The organism is Paraburkholderia sp. BR10954 (assembly GCF_040965775.1).
GTDB classification, from domain to species: domain Bacteria; phylum Pseudomonadota; class Gammaproteobacteria; order Burkholderiales; family Burkholderiaceae; genus Paraburkholderia; species Paraburkholderia youngii.
The window spans coordinates 23,238-41,653 of the sequence record NZ_JBFRCK010000032.1 but is presented as its reverse complement, the minus strand read 5'-3'; the positions used below and the strand labels follow the sequence as shown (position 1 = coordinate 41,653).

The following is an 18,416-nucleotide window of genomic DNA, read 5'->3' as shown; positions in this document are numbered from 1 at the left end:
GCCGTCATTTTCACTGAGCACATAATGCAGCCTCCGCCTTGTGGATCAGGCTCAGCGCATAATCCAGCTTCTGGGGATAGAGGGAATCGCCGGAGTTGTAGTTTTTCGCGATGCTTGATGTCGTAATAATTTTCCAGCTAACAATGACTTTCTTCAGCGAAGCCTTCTGATATTTCAGTACTTGACCGGGTCTCAATAAATGGAAGGAAGGATTGAGTTTCTGTATCACTTCAATAGTGCTTCCATTTGTCTTGGCGATCTTGGCGATGCTGTCCCCTGACAGTACCCTGGCCTCGTAAATTGTGGCGTCTGCGTCCGGGACGTTTTTGATCGCATAATTTGCCGTCCGCATCAGTAAGTAGCCAATACCAGCAGCGATATTATGATAGGGATTCGTTATTGCACTACCAAAGGTGAGGCGATTCATCCACGTTGGGGGAATAATCAAATCTCCTCCTTCATTGCCAGCTAATAGCGCTCGCAATCCTGGATCGCCGGGATTACCTATTTGAATCGGATTCGATTCCCATTTGTTGCTTTCCGCACCGGTCTCCACCCAAATCATCGCCTTGATGAGCCGCCAATCCAACGGCCTGTACCCGGCAGTTCCCGACAAGTGCCGGTTGTACTGGTTCACGGTCATCTGGATTGCGCAATCGTAGAAGTTCCATTTAGCATTGCCCACAGCGCTATTGATACCCTCTTGCCATTTCTTATAGCCAGTCTTCTGTGGTGCTTGAACAGCCATATGACTCCTCCCTGGGGTTGAACTCAACATAGCGCCGGGATTCCGAAGCAATAGTGTCTAATAGACGACTCAGATACTGACAGCGACATACGTGTGTCGAACATCTATCCAAAGTCGCTGCCCGGATCGGCAGCGGTCAGATAATCGCCGTGCAACAAGTTGTCCGTATATGGGCGACGGCCCAAATTTCCCTTCCTTAGTGAGGGCGTGCAACAGCCGTCGCTCGGCGGGGTAGCCCCACAAGAACCGCCGGACCTTGCTCAGTGATGGGTTGAATGACGGGCCAATAAAACAGCAAAGACCCCGCAAGGCAAAGATCTTGCGGAGTCTTTGCCAGCATTTCCGGCGCAGCACAAAGAAAAACGGCGCAAGGATCATCAGCCCTTGCGCTGTTTCAACGTGCTGCCTTGGCAGTGAATCTCAGAAGGTCGGAACCGACGGACCGACCTGACGCGATCACACGTCTATCCCACCTTGAAGATTGAACACGTTGGCATGTCCGCGGGATTCGAGGAACATCGCCTCCTGCACCGTGCGCTGCTCGTGAGCCTGACTAGTCGCAGCTAATCTTCTTGACGACTCGACCCGGGCCATAAACAAGCTGGCATTCTTTATAGGAAGCGGGTAGTTGCCTTGCAAGCACGATGCCAGTGCCGTCATATCGACACCCGAGCCAGACCGGGATACCGCTTGATCTGGAGCGCCACCGGGCTATTCGGTCGCGGTCTGTCAAGGCTGTGTCGCTAGTAGGGACGATGCTTGCGTTCTTTTTAGGATCGTCATCGAAGAATGTTATCCCCTGCAAAAAGCGAGGTGACGTATCCAGCTGGGGAGTCCATTCTTGGGATATCGGTTGACTCAATGACTCATTGACTGAAATTGATGGCAAGCACGTCAATTCTGTTGCGCAAGCCTGATTCGCGAGAGCGGCGCCAAGTGACGCGATTACCGCTACCGCAAAGAGATTAGATTTCACCATTCGATCACCGAGAAAGCATTCGCATCGTTGCTCAAGCCACCGGAATGCGGGTGCCAATATATAGTTCGCTGGCGTACCTGATTCTGACTGTTCCACTGATCCATGACCTGAATACCACTAGCGTCCTGTCCGAGATAGATAGCAGCGTGCTTGCCGGTGCTTCCATGTTGCCGATACCGGCCGCTCACAAACGTGTCTCGTCGTGTCTTGAAAGCCTCGAAGGCTACGCGCGAAACTCCACCGTACATATGGGCATACTCCGAAAAGATATGGCTGAATAACGCGTCAGCAAAAAACAAAGACCCCGCAAGCCAAAACCTTGGCTTGCGGGGTCTTTGCCCCCATCCAGGCACAGTACAAAAGAAAAACGGCGCAAGGACCATCAGCCCTTGCGCCGTTTCAACGCGCTATCTTCGCGCCGAACCTCAATAAGTCGGAACCGACGGATCGACCTGACGCGACCACGCATCGATCCCACCTTGCAGATTGAACACATTGGTGTGTCCGCGCGATTCGAGGAACATCGCGACCTGCGCACTGCGCGCGCCGTGATGGCAAATGCAGACGATCTGCGCGTCGTCATCGAGTTCTTCGCTGCGCGCAGGAATCTCGCGCATCGGAATCGACACGACGCCGGCCATCGACGCGGTTTGCAGTTCCCACGGCTCGCGCACGTCGAGCAGCACGGGTGCGGGACGCGAGGTATCGGCGAGCCATTCGGCGAGTGCGGGAGCGGTCAGATTTTGCATCAGCGAGACATCCAGTTCGTGGGACGGTGGGCTTGCTCGCCGCCCGTCCAGATCAACAATACAACTCGAAGCGCAGCGAAAACCGCCGCTTAGAATCTGAACCGCGCCGGCTGCACTGCATTGGCGAGCGGCTCGACATAGGTTTCGAACACGTCGGAGATGCGGTATTGCTTCTCGTCGATGCGCGTGATGATTTGCGCCTTCATCACCGGCGCGCTGCCGACGAACGCCGCGAGACGGCCGCCGACCTTCAGCTGTTCGAGGATTTCCTGCGGCAGCACCGGCAGACCGCCCGACACGCAGATCACGTCATACGGCGCCGCGCCGCTCCAGCCGCGCGAAGCGTCGCCGGTCACGACTTCGACGTTCAGCACGCCGTTGGCGATCAGGTTGCTCTTTGCAAGCTCGGCCAGTTCCGGTTCGATGTCGACGCTCAGCACGTGTTGCGCGCGATGCGCGAGCAGCGCCGCCATGTAACCCGAACCCGCGCCGATTTCGAGCACGCTTTCGTGCTTCTTCACCGACAGCTCCTGCAGCACGCGCGCCTCGACGCGCGGCGCCAGCATGTGCTGGCCGGCCGGCAGCGGCACTTCGAAGTCGGCGAAAGCGAGGTCGCGGTAAGCGGCGGGGACGAAATTCTCACGTTTGACGATCGACAGCAGATTCAGCACGTCCTGGTCGAGCACTTCCCAGGGGCGGATCTGCTGTTCGATCATGTTGAAACGCGCTTGCTCGATGTTCATGGTGGATTCGGCGGTTTTGGTTTGGCGAGCGGGCGACGATTGCCGCTGACTTTTGTCCTGACCCGGCCACGGCGGATTGCCGACGGCCGCGGCCTCCGAAAGGCGTTCGCTTTGCAAGCCGCGTCAGGAGAACTGCGGGATTGTACCAAATGGCGGACTTGCGCCGGACGCTCGCGGGCAAGTGCCAGGCCGGCCCGCCCCCGTGTTAATCCCTAGCGATCCGGGCTTGCGATTCGCATCGCCATCGCCACAAAATGTAATCGATTACATTTTCGCTGCGAGGTCGTGTGTCCCGAACGCCGTCCCGATCGTCGCCGGCCGCGTCGTCCGGCGCGAGCAGTCAACCGCTACGTCAGACGCCGAGGCGCTCGCCGCGCACGGCCGATGAGCCGTCGATCGCCGGCGTGGCCGAGCAGGCGGGCGTGTCGGTCGCGACGGTGTCGCGCGTGCTGAACGGCCACGACAATGTGCGGCCCGCCACGCGCGACAAGGTGCTCGCGGCGATCGACGCAAGCGGCTACCGCGTCAACGAACTCGCGCGCAATCTGCGCACCGCCGAAAGCCGCCTGCTGCTGACGATGGTGCCGGACTTCGGCAATCCGTTTTACGCCGAGATCGTGCGCGGCATCGACAGCGTCGCGCGTCAGCACGGCTACTTCATGCTGCTATGTGACACCGGCGCGGACCCGGGCCGCGAGCGCAGCTACTTCGACATGCTGCGGCGTCGCCGCGCGGACGGCGCGATCTGCCTCGATCCGGCGACGATCCAGCAGGCGCTCGGCGAGGCGTCGCAGGCGCTGCCGTGGGTCGCGTGCTGCGAGTTCGATCCGGAGATGGGCGTGCCGTACGTCGGCATCGACAACTATCGCGCGGCCGGCGACGCGGTGCGCCATCTGCTCGCGCGCGGTCACCGGCGCATCGGCCTGATCAATTCCGACGTCGACTATCTGTATGCGCGCCAGCGTCAGCAAGGCTACCTCGACGCGTTGAGCGACGCGGGCATCGCGCCCGATCCGCGCTGGCGCATGAATCTGAACAGCCTCGATTACGAGGCGGGCGCGTCCGCCGCAGCCGGGTTGATGCAGCAGTCCGATGCGCCGAGCGCGATCTTCGCGGTGTCGGACACGCTCGCGATCGGCGTGATCCACGGCTTGCGCAGCGTCGGCAAGCGCGTGCCCGACGACGTCGCGGTGGCCGGCTTCGACGACATCTCGCTCGCTGCGCAGATCGATCCGCCGCTCACGACGATCGCGCAGCCGATGCGCGAACTCGGCGAGACCGCCGCGGGTCTGCTGCTGCAACGCCTCGCGAATCCGCAGGCCAACGTGCCGGGCGTGCTGCTGCCGCATCGTCTGGTGATTCGTGGGAGCGCGTGAACCATGAGCCTCGCGATCCGCTTCGACGACATCCGCAAGGACTTCGGCCCGGTGCGCGTGCTGCACGGCGTGAGCTTCGAGCTTGCACCTGGCCGCATCTACGGTCTGCTCGGCGAGAACGGCGCGGGCAAATCGACGCTGATGAAAATCCTCGCCGGTTATGAAGCGGCAACCTCGGGCAGCGTGCTGGTCGATGGTCACGCGCAGCGCTTCGCCGGTTCGCGCGACGCCGAGGCGCAGGGCATCGTGCTGATCCACCAGGAGTTCAATCTCGCCGAGCATCTGACGATCGCGCAGAACATGTACCTCGGCCACGAGAAGCGCCGCGGCTGGTTCGTCGACGATGCCGCGATGCGCAGCGACGCCGCGCGCTATCTCGCGCAGGTCGGGCTCGAGCGCGCGCCGGACACGAAAGTGCGCGAGCTGATCGTCGCGGAAAAACAGATGGTCGAGATCGCGAAGGCGCTGTCGCGCCGCGCGCGTCTGTTGATCATGGACGAGCCGACCGCGACGCTGACGCCCGCCGAAACCGAGCGGCTCTTTGCGCTGATGCTGAAGCTGAAGGCCGATGGCGTGACGATCGTCTACATCTCGCACAAGCTCGATGAAGTGGAGCGCATCACCGACGAGGTGATCGTGATGCGCGACGGCCGCTTCGTCGCGCGCGGTCAAACCTCGGGGCTCGCGCGTCAGCAGATGGCGAACCTGATGGTCGGACGCGACGTGTCCGACATGTTCCCCGACAAGCAGACGGTGGCCGCCGACACGCCGGTCGCATTGCGTGTGAGCGGCCTGACGGTGCCCGACTGGGTCGAGGATCTGAGCTTCGACGTGCGTGCGGGCGAAGTGCTCGGCTTCGCGGGCCTCGTCGGCGCGGGCCGCACCGAGGCGTTCGAGGCAATCATCGGCTTGCGCAAACGCACCGGCGGCACGATCGAAATCGCCGGCCGGGCAGTCGATCTGAAGAACCCGCGCGATGCAATGCGCCACGGTCTCACGTATCTGAGCGAGGACCGCAAGGGCAAAGGCCTTCATGTCAACATGAGCCTGCAGGACAACGTCACGCTGATGACGCTCGAACGCTACGCGCATCCGCTGCTCGATCTGAAAGCGGGGCGCGCGGCGTTGCAGAAGGCCGTTGGCGAATTCGGCATACGCACCGGCGACCTGTCGAGCCGCGCGCGCATGCTGTCGGGCGGCAACCAGCAGAAGCTCGCGCTCGCGAAGTTCCTGCAGCCCGACCCGAACGTGATCGTGCTCGACGAACCGACGCGCGGCGTCGACGTCGGCGCGAAACGCGACATCTACTTCCTGATTCATCGTCTCGCCGCGCAGGGCCGCGCGGTGATCGTCATTTCATCCGAACTGATCGAGCTGATCGGCTTGTGCCATCGCGTCGCCGTGATGCGCGCGGGACACCTGCAAGCGACGCTGACGCTCGAGCATCTGACCGAAGAGGAGTTGATCGCTCATGCGACCGGCACCCACTGAAGCCGTGCAATCACGGCGCGCGCTGCGCGTCGCGCAGCGGCTCTACACGCTCGGGCCGCTCGCCGGGCTGATCGTGCTGTGCATCGTCGGCACGCTGCTCAACCGCGACTTCGCGACGCTCGACAACCTGATGAACGTGCTCACGCGCACGTCGTTCATCGGCATCATCGCGGTCGGCATGACCTTCGTGATCATCTCGGGCGGCATCGATTTGTCGGTCGGCTCGATGGCCGCGTTGATCGCCGGAATCATGATCTGGCTGATGAACGGGCTCGCGGCCGGTGCTACCGGTCATGCGTTGCCGCCGTTGCTGATCGTGACGATCGGCATCGTCGCGGCGTTCGTGCTCGGCGCGCTGTTCGGCTGCGCGCATGGGCTGCTGATCACCAAAGGGCGCATCGAGCCGTTCATCGTCACACTCGGCACGCTGGGGATTTTCCGCGCGGTGCTGACATGGCTCGCCGATGGCGGCGCGCTGACGCTCAACGATTCTCTCTCCAATCTGTATGGTCCCGTCTATTACGCGAGCCTGTTCGGTGTACCGGTCCCGATCTGGGTGTTCCTCGTAGTCGCGGCGGGCGGCGCGCTGATCCTCAATCGCACCGCGTTCGGCCGGCACGTGCAGGCGATCGGTTCGAACGAGCAGGTCGCGCGTTACGCGGCGATTCGCGTCGATACGGTCAAGATCGTCACGTACGTGCTGCTCGGGATCTGCGTAGGCGTGGCTACCGTGCTCTACGTGCCGCGCCTCGGCTCCGCCACGCCGACCACCGGCCTGTTGTGGGAGCTTGAAGCGATCGCGTCGGTGGTGGTCGGCGGCACCGCGCTCAAGGGCGGCGAGGGACGCGTGATCGGCACCGTGATCGGCGCGATCCTGCTGTCGGTGATCGCGAACATCCTGAACCTGACCAGCATCATCAGCGTGTATCTGAACGCGGCGGTGCAGGGCGTGGTGATTATTTTCGTCGCGTTCGTGCAGCGCGGGCGGCGGTAGACGTGCGTTTCAAGCAGGTGTAGCAAGGCAGGCGCGGTAAACCAACGGCAGGTCCGAAAATTCGGGGCGAGCGAACGCCTCTTGATTGGAGACACACACCATGAAGCAAGTCATTCGAGCGATCGGCGCCGGCGTGCTGGCGTTGGGGATGCTGGGCACGAGCGGCGCGGCGCGCGCCGACGACAAGGTCACGCTGGGCGTCGCGATTCCGACGGCCGATCACGGCTTTACCGGCGGCATCGTCTGGTGGGCGAACAAGGCGAAGGAGGATCTGGAAAAGGCGCATTCCGATCTGAAAGTGATCGTGAAAACGGCGGCCAACGCGCCCGAGCAGGCGAACCAGTTGCAGGATCTGGTGACCGTCAACAAGATCAATGCGCTCGTGATCTTCCCGTACGAATCGGCGACGCTGACGCAACCGGTCGAGCAGGTGAAGCGCAAAGGCGTGTACGTGACGGTGGTCGATCGCGGTCTGACCAACACGAGCGCGCAGGATGCCTACGTGGCCGGCGACAACACCGCGTTCGGCAAGATTCCCGCCGAGTATCTGGCGAAGGCGCTCGACGGCAAGGGCAACGTCGTCGCGCTGCGCGGCATTCCGACCACGCTCGACAACGAACGCTGGACCGCCTTCACCGGCGTGCTGAAGAACTACCCGGACATCAAGATTCTCGACGCGAAGTACGCGAACTGGAATCGCGACGACGCGTTCAAGGTGATGCAGGACTACCTGACGCGCTTCAAGCACATCGACGCCGTGTGGGCCGCCGACGACGACATGGCGGTCGGCGTGCTGAAGGCGATCGATCAGGCCAAGCGCAACGATATCAAGATCGTGTTCGGCGGCGCGGGCTCGAAGGGCATGGTGAAAAACGTGATGGACGGCGCGCCGATGATCAAGGCCGACGTGTCGTACTCGCCGAAATTCATCTACGACGCGATCAAGCTGACGGCCGAAGCTCGGCTGAAGGGCGACAAGCTGCCGCCCACGACGATCATTCCGTCGGTGCTGATCACGAAGGAAAACGCCCAGCAGTTCTATTTCCCCGACTCGCCGTTCTGAGCGGCGCTCTGAGCATCGTCCAACGCGCGCGGGTGCGGCCCGCGCGCAACGTTCGAGGAACCGTAAAGATGAAAACCATCAAAGGGCCGGCGATTTTTCTCGCGCAGTTCATGGGCGACGACGTGCCGTTCGACAACCTCGCGCATCTCGCCGATTGGGCCGCGGGTCTCGGCTTCAAGGGCATCCAGGTGCCGTGCGACCCGCGCCTGATCGATCTCGAGAAAGCGGCCGCGAGCGACGCGTACTGCGACGAACTGCGCGAGACCGTCGACAACGCGGGCGTCGCGATCACCGAACTATCGACGCATCTGCAGGGCCAACTGGTCGCCGTGCATCCGGCTTACGACACGCTGTTCGACGGCTTCGCCGCGCCGCACGTGCGCGGCAAGCCGGCGGCGCGCACCGAGTGGGCGATCGCGCAGATGAAGCTCGCGGCGCAGGCGTCGCGTCGCTTGGGCCTGAGCACGCATGTGTCGTTTTCGGGGGCGCTCGCGTGGCCGTATATCTACCCTTGGCCGCAGCGGCCGGCCGGTCTCGTCGAAACTGCGTTCGACGAACTCGCGCGCCGCTGGACGCCGATTCTCGATGCGTTCGACGCGGCCGGCGTCGACGTCTGCTACGAACTGCATCCGGGCGAAGACCTGCACGACGGCGTGACGTTCGAGCGCTTTCTCGCGGCGGTCAAACAGCATTCGCGCGCGAACATCCTCTACGACCCGAGTCATTTCGTGCTGCAGCAACTCGACTATCTCGCGTTCATCGATATCTATCACGAGCGCATCAAGGCGTTTCATGTGAAGGACGCGGAGTTCCGTCCCACCGGCAAGCAGGGCGTGTACGGCGGGTATAGCGGCTGGGTCGAACGCGCGGGGCGCTTTCGTTCGCTCGGCGATGGGCAGATCGATTTCGGCGCGATCTTCTCGAAGATGGCGCAGTTCGATTTTCCGGGCTGGGCCGTGCTCGAATGGGAATGCGCGTTGAAGCATCCGCACGACGGCGCGCGCGAAGGCGCGGAGTTCATTCGTCGGCACATCATCCGCGTGGCCGAGCGTGCATTCGATGACTTCGCGGGCAGCGGTGTCGATATCGCGCAGTTGAAGAGCGTGCTGGGCATCTGACATGGGAGCGCAAACGATGCAGCGAAGAAGGCTCAGGCTGGGCATGGTCGGCGGCGGGCAGGGCGCGTTCATCGGCGCGGTGCACCGGATCGTCGCGCGGCTCGACGATCGCTTCGAACTGGTGGCGGGCGCTTTGTCGTCCGATCCTGAGCGCGCGCGGGCGAGCGCCGTCGAAGCGGGCATCGCGCGAAGCTACGCGGACTGGCGCGAGATGGCGCGCGCCGAGGCCGCGCGCGACGACGGCATCGACGCGGTCGCGATCGTCACGCCCAATCATCTGCACGCGCCGGTCGCGACGGCATTTCTCGAAGCGGGCATCCACGTGATCTGCGACAAGCCGCTCGCGGTTTCGCTCGCCGAAGGCGAAGCGCTCGCGAAGCTCGCGCAGTCAACCAAGCGGCTGTTTGCGGTGACCCATACCTATTCGGGTTACCCGCTGGTGCGGCATGCGCGCGAGCTGGTCGAAGGTGGCGAGCTGGGCGAGATACGCGTCGTGCAGGTCGAATACGCGCAGGACTGGCTCGCCGAGCCGCTCGAAACGGGCGGCGCGAACAAGCAGGCGGGCTGGCGTACCGATCCGGCGTTGGCGGGGCCGGCCGGATGCCTCGGCGATATCGGCACGCACGCGTATCAGCTGGCCGCCTTCGTGACGGGGATGATGCCGCGCGCGCTGTCGGCTGAGCTGCACACGTTCGTGCCGGGCCGTCGTATCGACGATCACGTGCAGGCGATGCTGCGCTATGCGAACGGCGCGCGCGGCATGTTGTGGGCGAGCCAGGTGGCGAGCGGCGCGGAGAACGCGCTGCGCTTGCGCGTGTATGGCACGAAGGCGGGGCTCGCGTTCGATCAGGAGGAGCCGAACGCGTTGTGGTTCACGCCGCTAGGCGGCGCTGCCGAGCGATTGACACGCGCGCGTGTGAAAAGTGCGGTTGCCGCGCATGCGACGCGCGTGCCGGCCGGGCATCCGGAAGGCTATCTGGAAGCGTTCGCGCAGTTGTACAAAGATGCGGCGTTGCAGATCGATGCACTGAACGAAGGCCGCGCACCGCCGGCGGAAAGCCTGTTGTTGACGACGGTCGATGATGGCGTCGACGGATTGCGGTTTATCGAGGCGGTGCTGAAAAGCAGTGCGGCGGACGGACGGTGGGTGGAGATCGAAGGGGCGTAAAGCATCGCAACGAAGCGCCAGGTCGGCTATGCCGGAGCGTCAACCGCCCTTGCTTTTCTTGATCTGCGCTTCGAACGCGATATCGAGCTTGCTGGCCTTGCGCGGTTTCTGCGGGCCGTAGGCGTCGACGAACTTGACGAAGTCGTCGAGCGTCAGCGGGTCGGATACCTTCTGGTCGACTCCGGTCGATTTGTCCACGAGATAGAACAGGCCGCCGGACAGGCTGATCGCGGCGAAGCGCGGGTTGCCGGTGCGCGTTTTCAGGCGCTCGACGGCGTGGATGGCTCGGGTGGTGCGCATGATGGGGACTGCGGCTGCTGATTGACGAGAGCGTTACTTTAACAAGTTTGCTGGCGGTGTGCGGATGGCGCCAACGGACGAAAACACGCGATGAACCTCGACCCGCTCAGCCCCGAGCTACCGCGTCTCACGCAGATGTCCGCAACGGAGGCATTGCATGCAGGCATTCGTCGATCATCCTGGCACGCTGTTCGTGGTACTGCTGGTCGCGTTCGTCGGCGCGATCACTTTTGGCGCATTGGCGCTGCGACGCGTTTTCGCATTGAAGAGCGAGGAGCGCGAAGATTTCACGATCGTGGAGACGTCGACGTTGACGTTGCTCGCGCTGCTGATCGGCTTCAATCTGTCGATGGCGGTCAATCGCTACGACCAGCGCAAGAACCTGGAGGAAAACGAAGCGAACGCGATCGGAACCGAGTACGCCCGGGCCGATGTGGTCGCGCCGCCCATCGGCGCGCAGATCAAGGCTGAATTGACGCATTACGCGCAATTGAGACTCACCCATTTTCAAACCCGGGATGCGCAGGAAATCGTTCGCATCGAGGCAGACACAGCGAAGTCTCAGGCCGTACTTTGGCGCCTCGCGGCACAGGTCGCGAGGGACCAGCCGACGCCGATCGGCGCCGTCGTGATGACCGGCATGAACGACGTCCTCAATTCGCAGGACTATTCCCAGGCGGCGTTGTTGAACCGGATTCCGCTGGGCGCGTGGACGCTGATGATCCTGATCGGACTATTTGCGTGCGTCGTGCAGGGTTATGGAGCGAGAGGCAGCGTCCGACGAGGCATCCTGATTATCGTGCTGCCCGTTACGGTTGCTCTGTCGCTGACGCTGATCGCGGACATCGACAGTCCGCGAGGCGGGATCATTCATATCGAGCCGCAAAACCTCGCGCGGCTGCTGAGATCGCTGGGGCAATGACGTCGCTCGGGCTTACTCGCTCAATTCGCGATGCAACGCCCGATACTCCTGCGCGAGCTTATGCCCCGGATCGAGATGAATGACGGGCGTCGCCAACTGATGCGACTCACGGATCTTCACCGACGATGACAAGCGCGACCCCAGCACCGGCAGGCCTTCGCCGATCAGTTCGTCGACGAGCTTCTGCGGCAGGCTCGCGCGCGGCTGGAACTGGTTGATGACGATGCCTTCCACCTGCAGTGCGTCGTTGTGATCCTGCTGGATCTCCTTGACGTTTTCGAGCAGCGTGTAGAGCGCGCGACGCGAGAAGTCGTCGCAGTCGAACGGAATCAGACAACGCTCGACGGCGATCAGCGCCGAGCGCGTGTAGAAGTTCAGCGCGGGCGGCGTGTCGATGTAAATCGCGTCGTACATCGCGAGTTCGTTCAGCGCGTCGCGCAGCTTGTAGATCTTGTAGCGCGATTCGAGCTTGCCGTGCAGCGTGTCGAGATCGGGATGGGCGGGCATCACGTCCAGATTCTCGAAGCGCGTCGGATGGATGTACGAGGTCGCTTCCACGGGCTTGAAGCTGAAGCCGAGCGCGGTTTCGAAGAAGCCTGCGACAGTGGGGTGGACTTCGCTCGCCTGTGGACCGAGCAGATACTGGGTCGAATTCGCCTGGGCATCGAGGTCGATCACCAGCGTGCGCAGCCCTTCGCTCGCGCTGATGGCCGCCAGGTTGCAGACGATGGTCGATTTGCCCACGCCACCTTTCTGATTGAATACAACGCGCCGCATGATCTCCCCTTGAACGGAAGCGGTTACAAAGGGCCCAGCATACCTGAGTCGCGTGACGGCGAATGTTTCGATGGGTTGTTCGTGACCGTTCGACGCTTTACCGCGCGGCCGCATCCACGAGGGCGGCCACACCGCTCACCGGCTTCATCAAGTCGTCCGGCAGACCATGACGTTCGCGAAGATAGGCCGTCGAGTTGAAGGATAGCCACGCGCGGCCGTCCGCGTCTTCCCACACGAGCACCTTCAGGGGAAGATCGAGCGCGGCGGTCGGCGCGAGTTGCATCAACGGTGTGCCGGCTTTGGGATTGCCGAAGATCAGGAGCTGGCTGAACGGCATCGTCAGTCCCGCGCGCTCAGCGTCGCCGCTGAAATCGATGCACGCGAAAACGGTCAGCCCGCGCTCCAGAATGATGGTTTGCAGACGCTCGGCCGTCGCGCTGCCCGCGTGGGCGCTTGGAACGGTGACGATGCCAGTGCTGGCGTTCTCTGCGATCGAAGCGGTGGCCATCTTGCCTCCCGTAGTTCTACCGAAAGGCGGAGCGTCATCGACGCCCCGCTGACGGATTACTGGCTCAGATAAACGAACTTGCCATTCTTGATGGTACCCATCACGCTCGCGCGCTGATCGAGACCGACGTGATCTTTCGGGCTCGTATTGACGACCCCGTTCGGCACCACCAGCTCATGCGCGTGCTCGAGTTCGTCGCGCAGCGCGACGCGAAACGCCGGCGTGCCCGGCTGCGCGGTCTTCAACGCGCGCGCGACGGCGTCCTGCAGGCGCGGGTACACGCCGGCCGCGTCGCCCGCGAACTGCGTGACGCTGCCGGGGCCGTACTTCGCTTCGTACGCGTCGACGAACGCGAGCGCCGCCTTCTTCGACGGATGATCGGCCGGCAGCGTGCGCGCAACGACGACCGGCTGCGTCGGGAACAGCGTGCCTTCCACGTCTTTACCGCCGAGCTTGATGAACTCCGGCGTCGCGATGCCATGCGTCTGATAAATCGGCCCCTTGTAGCCGCGCTCGATCAGCGTGCGCTGCGGCAGCACCGTCGGCGTGCCCGCGCCGGCGATCAGGATCGCGTCGGGCTTCGCGGCCATCAGCTTCAGGATCTGGCCGGTCACGCTCGCGTCGGTGCGGTTGTAGCGCTCGGTCGCGACCAGCTGGATGTGCCGCAGCGCCGCGAACTTGCTGAACTCGTTGAGCCAGCTTTCACCGTAGCCGTCCGCGAAACCGATGAAGCCGACCGTTTTCACGTTGTGATTCGACATGTAGCGCGTCATCACGTCGGCCATCGCGCTGTCGGTCTGCGCCATCTTATACGCCCAAACCTTCTTGCCTTCCTGCGGTTCGACGACGCTCGCCGAGCCGATCAGCGTGATCATCGGCGTCTGGCTGTCGGCGACCGGATCGAGCGCGGCCATCGCGGCCGGCGTGATGTTCGGGCCGACGACTACATCGACGTGGTCCTCGTTGATCAGCTTGCGAATGTTGCGCACCGCGTTGCCGGGGTCGGATGCGTCGTCGAGGAAGATGTAGTCGGCTTTCTGGCCAGCGATCGTCTGCGGCCACATCAGCATCGCGTTCTTGCTGGTGATGCCGATCACGGCGGCCGGCCCGGTGTTCGACAGATCGATGCCGACTTTCAGGTCGGCGTGCGCCGCGCCGGCGACGAGCAGCGCCGCGGCCGCGAGGCCGCGCAGGATGTTGCGTACTTTATTGTTGTGCAACTTCATCAGAAGTGTCTCCGTAGCGAGAGAGCGGTATGGAAGCGGTATGAAAGCGGTTCAAAGCTCATAGGTTTCGTGTTCGCCCTTCAGCGCCTGCTCGATCAGCTTGCGGTTCAGGCTCGGCGACAGCAGCTCGACGAGCGTGTACACGTAGCTGCGCAGATACGCGCCCTGTTTCAGCGCGACGCGCGTCACGTTGCTGCCGAACAGATGGCCGACCGGCATCGCGCGCAAATGGCGGTCGCGCTCGCCGTTGAACGCGATGTCGGCCATGATGCCGACGCCGAGGCCCAGCTCGACGTAGGTCTTGATCACGTCGGCGTCGATCGCCTCGAGCACGATGTCCGGATGCAGCCCGCGCAGGCGGAACGCCTCGTTGATCTTGGTGCGGCCGGCGAACGCGTTGTCGTACGTAATCAACGGGTACTGGGTCAGGTCGTCGAGCGACAGCAGCTTGCGCTCGAGCAGCGGATGGTCGGGCTGCATCACCGCGACGTGGTGCCACTGGAAGCAGGGCAGCGACACCAGATCCTTGTAGTTCGAGATCGCCTCGGTCGCGATCGCGAGGTCGGCCTGGTCGTGCAGCACCATTTCGGCGACCTGGGTCGGGCTGCCTTGCAGAATCGAAAGGTGGACCTTCGGGAAGCGCTTCTTGAACTCGGCGATCGCCGCCGGCAGCGAGTAGCGCGCCTGCGTGTGGGTCGCGGCGATCGTCAGGTTGCCCTGATCCTGCGCCGCGTAGTCCTTGCCGACCCGCTTCAGGCTTTCCACTTCCTGCAGGATTTTTTCGATCGATTGCAATATGATGCGGCCCGGCTCGGTCAGCGAACGCACGCGCTTGCCGTGGCGGGTGAAGATTTCGACGCCGAGTTCGTCCTCCAGCTCGATGATCGCCTTCGAGACCCCGGGCTGGCTCGTAAACAGCGCCTTGGCCGCTTCGGTGAGGTTGAAGTTCTGCCGCACAGCCTCGCGGACGAAGCGGAATTGGTGCAGGTTCATATATAACCTCGCCGCATATAAACAGAATTTTTTAGTCGTTTGAAATATAAGGCGAGTTTATTACGATCTGTCCATCTTTTTCAATATGGATATCTGTTTTTGTTATAAGCAAATGAGCGATGGGTCTAAACGCTTGCTTGCGACAGCTGACAAACACGGATATTCGAGCCGCGGCGGAAACCGGACCGCTGCGAGTCACGCGAAGTTTCGAATAATTGGGGTCCCCGAATGTACCAATACGATCAGTACGACCAGACCATCGTCGATGAACGGGTCGCGCAGTACGCCGATCAGGTTCGCCGCCGCTTGTCGGGCGAATTGAGCGAAGAGGAGTTCCGTCCGCTGCGTCTGCAAAACGGCCTGTACTACCAGCGTCACGCGTACATGCACCGCATCGCGATCCCGTACGGCAATCTGCGCAGCGACCAGATGCGCGTGCTCGCGCAGATCGCGCGTGAACACGACCGCGGCTACGGCCATTTCTCCACGCGCTCGAACATCCAGTACAACTGGATCAAGCTCGAAGAAACGCCGGAAATCCTGCGCAAGCTCGCCGCCGTGCAGATGCACGGCATCCAGACCTCGGGCAACTGCATTCGTAACATCACCGCCGATCAATTCGCCGGCGTCGCACCCGACGAAGTCGTCGATCCGCGTCCGTGGGCCGAAATCCTGCGTCAATGGTCGACGTTCCACCCCGAATTCGCGTGGCTGCCGCGTAAGTTCAAGATTGCCGTGTCGGGTTCGAAGGAAGACCGCGCGGCCGTGCAGATCCACGACATGGGCGTGTATCTGAAGAAGAACGCGCAAGGCGAACTGGTGGTCGACATTCTGGCGGGCGGGGGTCTCGGCCGTACGCCGATCGTCGGCGCGATCATCCGCCGCGATCTGCCGTGGCAGCATCTGCTGACCTACAGTGAAGCCGTGCTGCGTGTGTACAACCGCTACGGCCGCCGCGACAACATGTACAAGGCGCGGATCAAGATTCTGGTGAAGGCGCTGTCGCCGGAGAAGTTCTCCGCGCAGGTCGAGGAAGAGTGGCAGCACCTGAAGGACGGCCCGTCGACGCTGACGCAGGCCGAAGTGGATCGCGTGTCGCAGTACTTCGCGCCGCCCGTTTACGACAAGCTGCCGGATACCGATGCGTCGTTCGAAAAGCATCTGCTGGAAAACCGCGCGTTCGCACGCTGGGTCGAGCGTAACGTGCGTCCGCACAAGGTCGCGGGCTACGCCTCGGTCACGTTGTCGCTGAAGCCGGCCACGGTCGCGCCGGGCGACGCGACCGACGCGCAGATGGAAGCGGTCGCCGACTGGGCCGACGAATACTCGTTCGGCCAGATCCGCGTGTCGCACGAACAGAACCTGATTCTCGCCGACGTGAAGAAGCGCGACCTGTTCGCGCTGTGGGAAAAGGCCAAGGCGCAGGGTTTCGCGACGCCGAACATCGGCTTGTTGACCGACATCATCTCGTGCCCGGGCGGTGACTTCTGCTCGCTCGCGAATGCGAAGTCGATCCCGATCGCGCTCGCGATCCAGGAACGCTTCAACGATCTCGACTACGTGTACGACCTCGGCGACGTGTCGCTGAACATCTCGGGCTGCATCAACGCTTGCGGTCACCATCACGTCGGCAACATCGGCATTCTGGGCGTAGACAAGGACGGCTCCGAGTGGTACCAGGTGACGCTCGGCGGCGAGCAGGGCACGGGCGCGATCGGCGCTCACCTTGGCCGCGTGATCGGCCCGTCGTTCTCGGCCGAGGAAATGCCCGACGTGATGACGAAGGTGATCGATACGTTCGTGGACAACCGCCAGGAAGGCGAGCGTTTCATCGATACGTACACCCGCATCGGCATCACGCCGTTCAAGGAGCGCGTGTACGCCGCGCGTCAACCGGCTCACGCGTAACCGCGAAAAGGATACTGAACAGATGGCTTCTATCATCAAGAACCGCGACATCGTCAACGACGACTGGAGCGTCGTGCGTGCCACGGAAGACGGCGTTTTGCCGGCGGTGAGCGAACTGCCGCCCGGCAAGGTCATCGTGCCGCTGGTGCTGTGGCAGGCCGAGCGTGAAGCGCTGCTCGCCGCGCGCGGCGCCACCGAAATCGGCGTGTGGCTCGCGCCGGATAGCGAACCGGCGGACCTCGCCGGCGACTTCGACAAACTCGCTGTGATCGCCGTGGACTTCCCGGTGTTCCGCGACGGCCGCGGCTACAGCATCGGCCGTCTGCTGCGCGAGCGCTATGGCTACAAGGGCGAACTGCGCGCGATCGGCGACGTGCTGCGCGACCAGGTCAGGCTGATGTTCCGCTGCGGCTTCGACGCGTTCGCGGTGCGCGCGGACAAGGACATCAACGACGCGCTGAAGGCGTTCGACGACTTCACCGTGCAGTACCAGGGCGCCGTCGATGACCCGTCGCCGCTGTTCCGCCGCCGTGCCGCACAGGCTGGCGTCGACAAGGTGCCGGCATGAACACCGCCCAATCGTTGAGCCCGGAGCTGGCAGCGAAGGTCGAGAGACTCGACGCGCTGCTCGACTCGATCGCCGCGCGGCACGCGAACGTGAAGCTCGCGAGCAGCCTCGCCGCCGAAGACATGCTGCTCACGCACGCGATCCTGTCGCGCGGCGTGAAGATCGGCATCTTCTCGCTGAACACGGGCCGTCTGCATGCGGAAACGCTCGGCATGCTGGACCGCGTGAAAGAGCGCTACGGTTACGACATCGAGCAGTTTCATCCGCAGGCGGCGGCGATCGAGCAGTACGTGGGCGAACACGGCCTGAACGCGTTTTACGAAAGCGTCGAGCTGCGCAAGCGCTGCTGCGAGATCCGCAAGGTCGAGCCGCTCAATCGCGCGCTCGCCGACGTCAGCGCCTGGGTGACCGGGCAGCGCCGCGAGCAGTCGGTCACGCGTGCCGAGCTGCACGAGGAAGAGCACGACGGCGCACGCAACATCGCCAAGTTCAACCCGCTCGCGGACTGGACCGAAGCCGAAGTCTGGGATTATCTTAAGGCGTTCGATGTGCCGGTCAATCCGCTGCATGCGCGCGGTTATCCGAGCATCGGCTGCGAGCCGTGTACGCGTGCGATCCGCCCCGGCGAAGACAGCCGGGCGGGGCGCTGGTGGTGGGAGTCGCGCGATACGAAGGAATGCGGCTTGCATATCACGGCGATTACCCCGATTGCGGTCGAGCGCAACGAAAACGCGCCGGCCTGAATGCCGCGCACGAGCTTGCGGTCGACCGCCGCCGAAACCGAT

The 18,416-nt window shown here is 62.9% G+C and carries 20 protein-coding genes and 1 pseudogene; 10 read left to right on the top strand and 11 right to left on the bottom strand.

The genetic code is table 11. From position 1 onward, the window contains the following. Positions 1–10: 10 nt before the first annotated feature. The 6 genes and pseudogenes from AB4Y34_RS32260 to AB4Y34_RS32235 all read right to left on the bottom strand — a co-directional run bounded on the left by AB4Y34_RS32260 (position 11) and on the right by AB4Y34_RS32235 (position 3,219). Complete coding sequence (locus AB4Y34_RS32260) at positions 11–748, bottom strand: LysM domain-containing protein (protein WP_368718329.1); 738 nt, start codon at positions 746–748, stop codon at positions 11–13. Positions 749–1,204: 456 nt separating this feature from the next. Next, positions 1,205–1,285 (bottom strand): annotated as a pseudogene (locus AB4Y34_RS32255) (sulfurtransferase); the annotation flags it as partial. A 16-nt stretch (positions 1,286–1,301) separates the two neighbouring features. Next, on the bottom strand, positions 1,302–1,727 hold the full coding sequence (locus tag AB4Y34_RS32250; protein WP_368718328.1) for an STY0301 family protein: 426 nt from the start codon (positions 1,725–1,727) through the stop codon (positions 1,302–1,304). Continuing rightward, positions 1,721–1,975: a BPSL0067 family protein gene (locus AB4Y34_RS32245; protein ID WP_368718354.1), complete on the bottom strand. Its 255-nt coding sequence runs from the start codon at positions 1,973–1,975 to the stop codon at positions 1,721–1,723. The genes AB4Y34_RS32250 and AB4Y34_RS32245 overlap by 7 nt, the downstream gene beginning before the upstream one ends. A gap of 177 nt (positions 1,976–2,152) precedes the next feature. Beyond that, entirely contained in the window at positions 2,153–2,476 is a 324-nt protein-coding gene (locus AB4Y34_RS32240; RefSeq protein ID WP_018431735.1) for a rhodanese-like domain-containing protein, read from the bottom strand. 89 nt (positions 2,477–2,565) lie between these two features. After that, positions 2,566–3,219, bottom strand: coding sequence for a protein-L-isoaspartate O-methyltransferase (locus AB4Y34_RS32235; protein ID WP_368718327.1), 654 nt, complete (start codon positions 3,217–3,219; stop codon positions 2,566–2,568). A gap of 287 nt (positions 3,220–3,506) precedes the next feature. On the opposite strand from AB4Y34_RS32235, the gene AB4Y34_RS32230 reads away from it, so the two are divergent. The 6 genes from AB4Y34_RS32230 (at position 3,507) to AB4Y34_RS32205 (ending at position 10,429) form a co-directional block, all read left to right on the top strand. After that, entirely contained in the window at positions 3,507–4,595 is a 1,089-nt protein-coding gene (locus AB4Y34_RS32230; RefSeq protein WP_176379164.1) for a LacI family DNA-binding transcriptional regulator, read from the top strand. Between the two features lie 3 nt (positions 4,596–4,598). Then, positions 4,599–6,086 (top strand): sugar ABC transporter ATP-binding protein, encoded by a 1,488-nt coding sequence (locus tag AB4Y34_RS32225; protein WP_176379165.1) that lies wholly within the window; start codon positions 4,599–4,601, stop codon positions 6,084–6,086. After that, positions 6,067–7,080, top strand: coding sequence for an ABC transporter permease (locus AB4Y34_RS32220; RefSeq protein WP_013088671.1), 1,014 nt, complete (start codon positions 6,067–6,069; stop codon positions 7,078–7,080). Before AB4Y34_RS32225 ends, AB4Y34_RS32220 begins: the two co-directional genes overlap by 20 nt. A gap of 100 nt (positions 7,081–7,180) precedes the next feature. Next, positions 7,181–8,143 (top strand): substrate-binding domain-containing protein, encoded by a 963-nt coding sequence (locus AB4Y34_RS32215; RefSeq protein WP_368718326.1) that lies wholly within the window; start codon positions 7,181–7,183, stop codon positions 8,141–8,143. 68 nt (positions 8,144–8,211) lie between these two features. Next, positions 8,212–9,261, top strand: coding sequence for a sugar phosphate isomerase/epimerase (locus AB4Y34_RS32210; protein ID WP_176379167.1), 1,050 nt, complete (start codon positions 8,212–8,214; stop codon positions 9,259–9,261). A 16-nt stretch (positions 9,262–9,277) separates the two neighbouring features. Next, a complete protein-coding gene (locus tag AB4Y34_RS32205; RefSeq protein WP_176379168.1) occupies positions 9,278–10,429 on the top strand; it encodes a Gfo/Idh/MocA family protein in 1,152 nt (383 codons plus the stop codon). Between the two features lie 39 nt (positions 10,430–10,468). Here AB4Y34_RS32205 and AB4Y34_RS32200 read toward each other — a convergent pair whose 3' ends face one another. Beyond that, a complete protein-coding gene (locus AB4Y34_RS32200) occupies positions 10,469–10,729 on the bottom strand; it encodes a hypothetical protein (RefSeq protein ID WP_176109336.1) in 261 nt (86 codons plus the stop codon). Positions 10,730–10,886: 157 nt separating this feature from the next. On the opposite strand from AB4Y34_RS32200, the gene AB4Y34_RS32195 reads away from it, so the two are divergent. After that, the gene (locus AB4Y34_RS32195; RefSeq protein ID WP_176379169.1) at positions 10,887–11,651 is read left to right on the top strand and encodes a hypothetical protein; all 765 of its coding nucleotides are present in this window, start codon (positions 10,887–10,889) and stop codon (positions 11,649–11,651) included. A 12-nt stretch (positions 11,652–11,663) separates the two neighbouring features. Here the strand turns inward: AB4Y34_RS32195 and AB4Y34_RS32190 are convergent, their stop codons facing one another. The 4 genes from AB4Y34_RS32190 to AB4Y34_RS32175 all read right to left on the bottom strand — a co-directional run bounded on the left by AB4Y34_RS32190 (position 11,664) and on the right by AB4Y34_RS32175 (position 15,155). Beyond that, positions 11,664–12,428 (bottom strand): ParA family protein, encoded by a 765-nt coding sequence (locus AB4Y34_RS32190; RefSeq protein ID WP_176109334.1) that lies wholly within the window; start codon positions 12,426–12,428, stop codon positions 11,664–11,666. Between the two features lie 97 nt (positions 12,429–12,525). Next, positions 12,526–12,936 carry a DUF302 domain-containing protein gene (locus AB4Y34_RS32185; RefSeq protein WP_176379170.1) on the bottom strand — a complete coding sequence of 137 codons (411 nt, stop codon included), beginning with the start codon at positions 12,934–12,936 and terminating at the stop codon, positions 12,526–12,528. A gap of 56 nt (positions 12,937–12,992) precedes the next feature. Then, positions 12,993–14,162, bottom strand: coding sequence for an ABC transporter substrate-binding protein (locus tag AB4Y34_RS32180; protein ID WP_176379171.1), 1,170 nt, complete (start codon positions 14,160–14,162; stop codon positions 12,993–12,995). Positions 14,163–14,213: 51 nt separating this feature from the next. Beyond that, positions 14,214–15,155, bottom strand: a complete 942-nt coding sequence (locus AB4Y34_RS32175) for a CysB family HTH-type transcriptional regulator (RefSeq protein WP_176109331.1) — start codon at positions 15,153–15,155, stop codon at positions 14,214–14,216. 228 nt (positions 15,156–15,383) lie between these two features. Between AB4Y34_RS32175 and AB4Y34_RS32170 the strand changes: the two genes are divergently transcribed. The 3 genes from AB4Y34_RS32170 to AB4Y34_RS32160 are packed head-to-tail and all read left to right on the top strand — an operon-like array spanning position 15,384 to position 18,374. Then, positions 15,384–17,063, top strand: a complete 1,680-nt coding sequence (locus AB4Y34_RS32170; RefSeq protein ID WP_368718325.1) for a nitrite/sulfite reductase — start codon at positions 15,384–15,386, stop codon at positions 17,061–17,063. Positions 17,064–17,085: 22 nt separating this feature from the next. Beyond that, a complete protein-coding gene (locus AB4Y34_RS32165; RefSeq protein WP_368718324.1) occupies positions 17,086–17,631 on the top strand; it encodes a DUF934 domain-containing protein in 546 nt (181 codons plus the stop codon). Then, entirely contained in the window at positions 17,628–18,374 is a 747-nt protein-coding gene (locus tag AB4Y34_RS32160) for a phosphoadenylyl-sulfate reductase (RefSeq protein ID WP_368718323.1), read from the top strand. The genes AB4Y34_RS32165 and AB4Y34_RS32160 overlap by 4 nt, the downstream gene beginning before the upstream one ends. Positions 18,375–18,416: the final 42 nt, after the last annotated feature.

What these genes read in the sequence shown, in the direction of transcription:
- AB4Y34_RS32165 (WP_368718324.1), top strand. Translation starts at nt 17,086, where the DNA reads ATGGCTTCTATCATCAAGAACCGCGACATCGTCAACGACGACTGGAGC.
- AB4Y34_RS32235 (WP_368718327.1), bottom strand. Translation starts at nt 3,219, where the DNA reads ATGAACATCGAGCAAGCGCGTTTCAACATGATCGAACAGCAGATCCGC.
- AB4Y34_RS32220 (WP_013088671.1), top strand. Translation starts at nt 6,067, where the DNA reads ATGCGACCGGCACCCACTGAAGCCGTGCAATCACGGCGCGCGCTGCGC.
- AB4Y34_RS32195 (WP_176379169.1), top strand. Translation starts at nt 10,887, where the DNA reads ATGCAGGCATTCGTCGATCATCCTGGCACGCTGTTCGTGGTACTGCTG.
- AB4Y34_RS32210 (WP_176379167.1), top strand. Translation starts at nt 8,212, where the DNA reads ATGAAAACCATCAAAGGGCCGGCGATTTTTCTCGCGCAGTTCATGGGC.
- AB4Y34_RS32200 (WP_176109336.1), bottom strand. Translation starts at nt 10,729, where the DNA reads ATGCGCACCACCCGAGCCATCCACGCCGTCGAGCGCCTGAAAACGCGC.
- AB4Y34_RS32205 (WP_176379168.1), top strand. Translation starts at nt 9,278, where the DNA reads ATGCAGCGAAGAAGGCTCAGGCTGGGCATGGTCGGCGGCGGGCAGGGC.
- AB4Y34_RS32260 (WP_368718329.1), bottom strand. Translation starts at nt 748, where the DNA reads ATGGCTGTTCAAGCACCACAGAAGACTGGCTATAAGAAATGGCAAGAG.
- AB4Y34_RS32190 (WP_176109334.1), bottom strand. Translation starts at nt 12,428, where the DNA reads ATGCGGCGCGTTGTATTCAATCAGAAAGGTGGCGTGGGCAAATCGACC.
- AB4Y34_RS32240 (WP_018431735.1), bottom strand. Translation starts at nt 2,476, where the DNA reads ATGCAAAATCTGACCGCTCCCGCACTCGCCGAATGGCTCGCCGATACC.
- AB4Y34_RS32245 (WP_368718354.1), bottom strand. Translation starts at nt 1,975, where the DNA reads ATGTACGGTGGAGTTTCGCGCGTAGCCTTCGAGGCTTTCAAGACACGA.
- AB4Y34_RS32215 (WP_368718326.1), top strand. Translation starts at nt 7,181, where the DNA reads ATGAAGCAAGTCATTCGAGCGATCGGCGCCGGCGTGCTGGCGTTGGGG.
- AB4Y34_RS32180 (WP_176379171.1), bottom strand. Translation starts at nt 14,162, where the DNA reads ATGAAGTTGCACAACAATAAAGTACGCAACATCCTGCGCGGCCTCGCG.
- AB4Y34_RS32175 (WP_176109331.1), bottom strand. Translation starts at nt 15,155, where the DNA reads ATGAACCTGCACCAATTCCGCTTCGTCCGCGAGGCTGTGCGGCAGAAC.
- AB4Y34_RS32170 (WP_368718325.1), top strand. Translation starts at nt 15,384, where the DNA reads ATGTACCAATACGATCAGTACGACCAGACCATCGTCGATGAACGGGTC.
- AB4Y34_RS32185 (WP_176379170.1), bottom strand. Translation starts at nt 12,936, where the DNA reads ATGGCCACCGCTTCGATCGCAGAGAACGCCAGCACTGGCATCGTCACC.
- AB4Y34_RS32225 (WP_176379165.1), top strand. Translation starts at nt 4,599, where the DNA reads ATGAGCCTCGCGATCCGCTTCGACGACATCCGCAAGGACTTCGGCCCG.
- AB4Y34_RS32250 (WP_368718328.1), bottom strand. Translation starts at nt 1,727, where the DNA reads ATGGTGAAATCTAATCTCTTTGCGGTAGCGGTAATCGCGTCACTTGGC.
- AB4Y34_RS32160 (WP_368718323.1), top strand. Translation starts at nt 17,628, where the DNA reads ATGAACACCGCCCAATCGTTGAGCCCGGAGCTGGCAGCGAAGGTCGAG.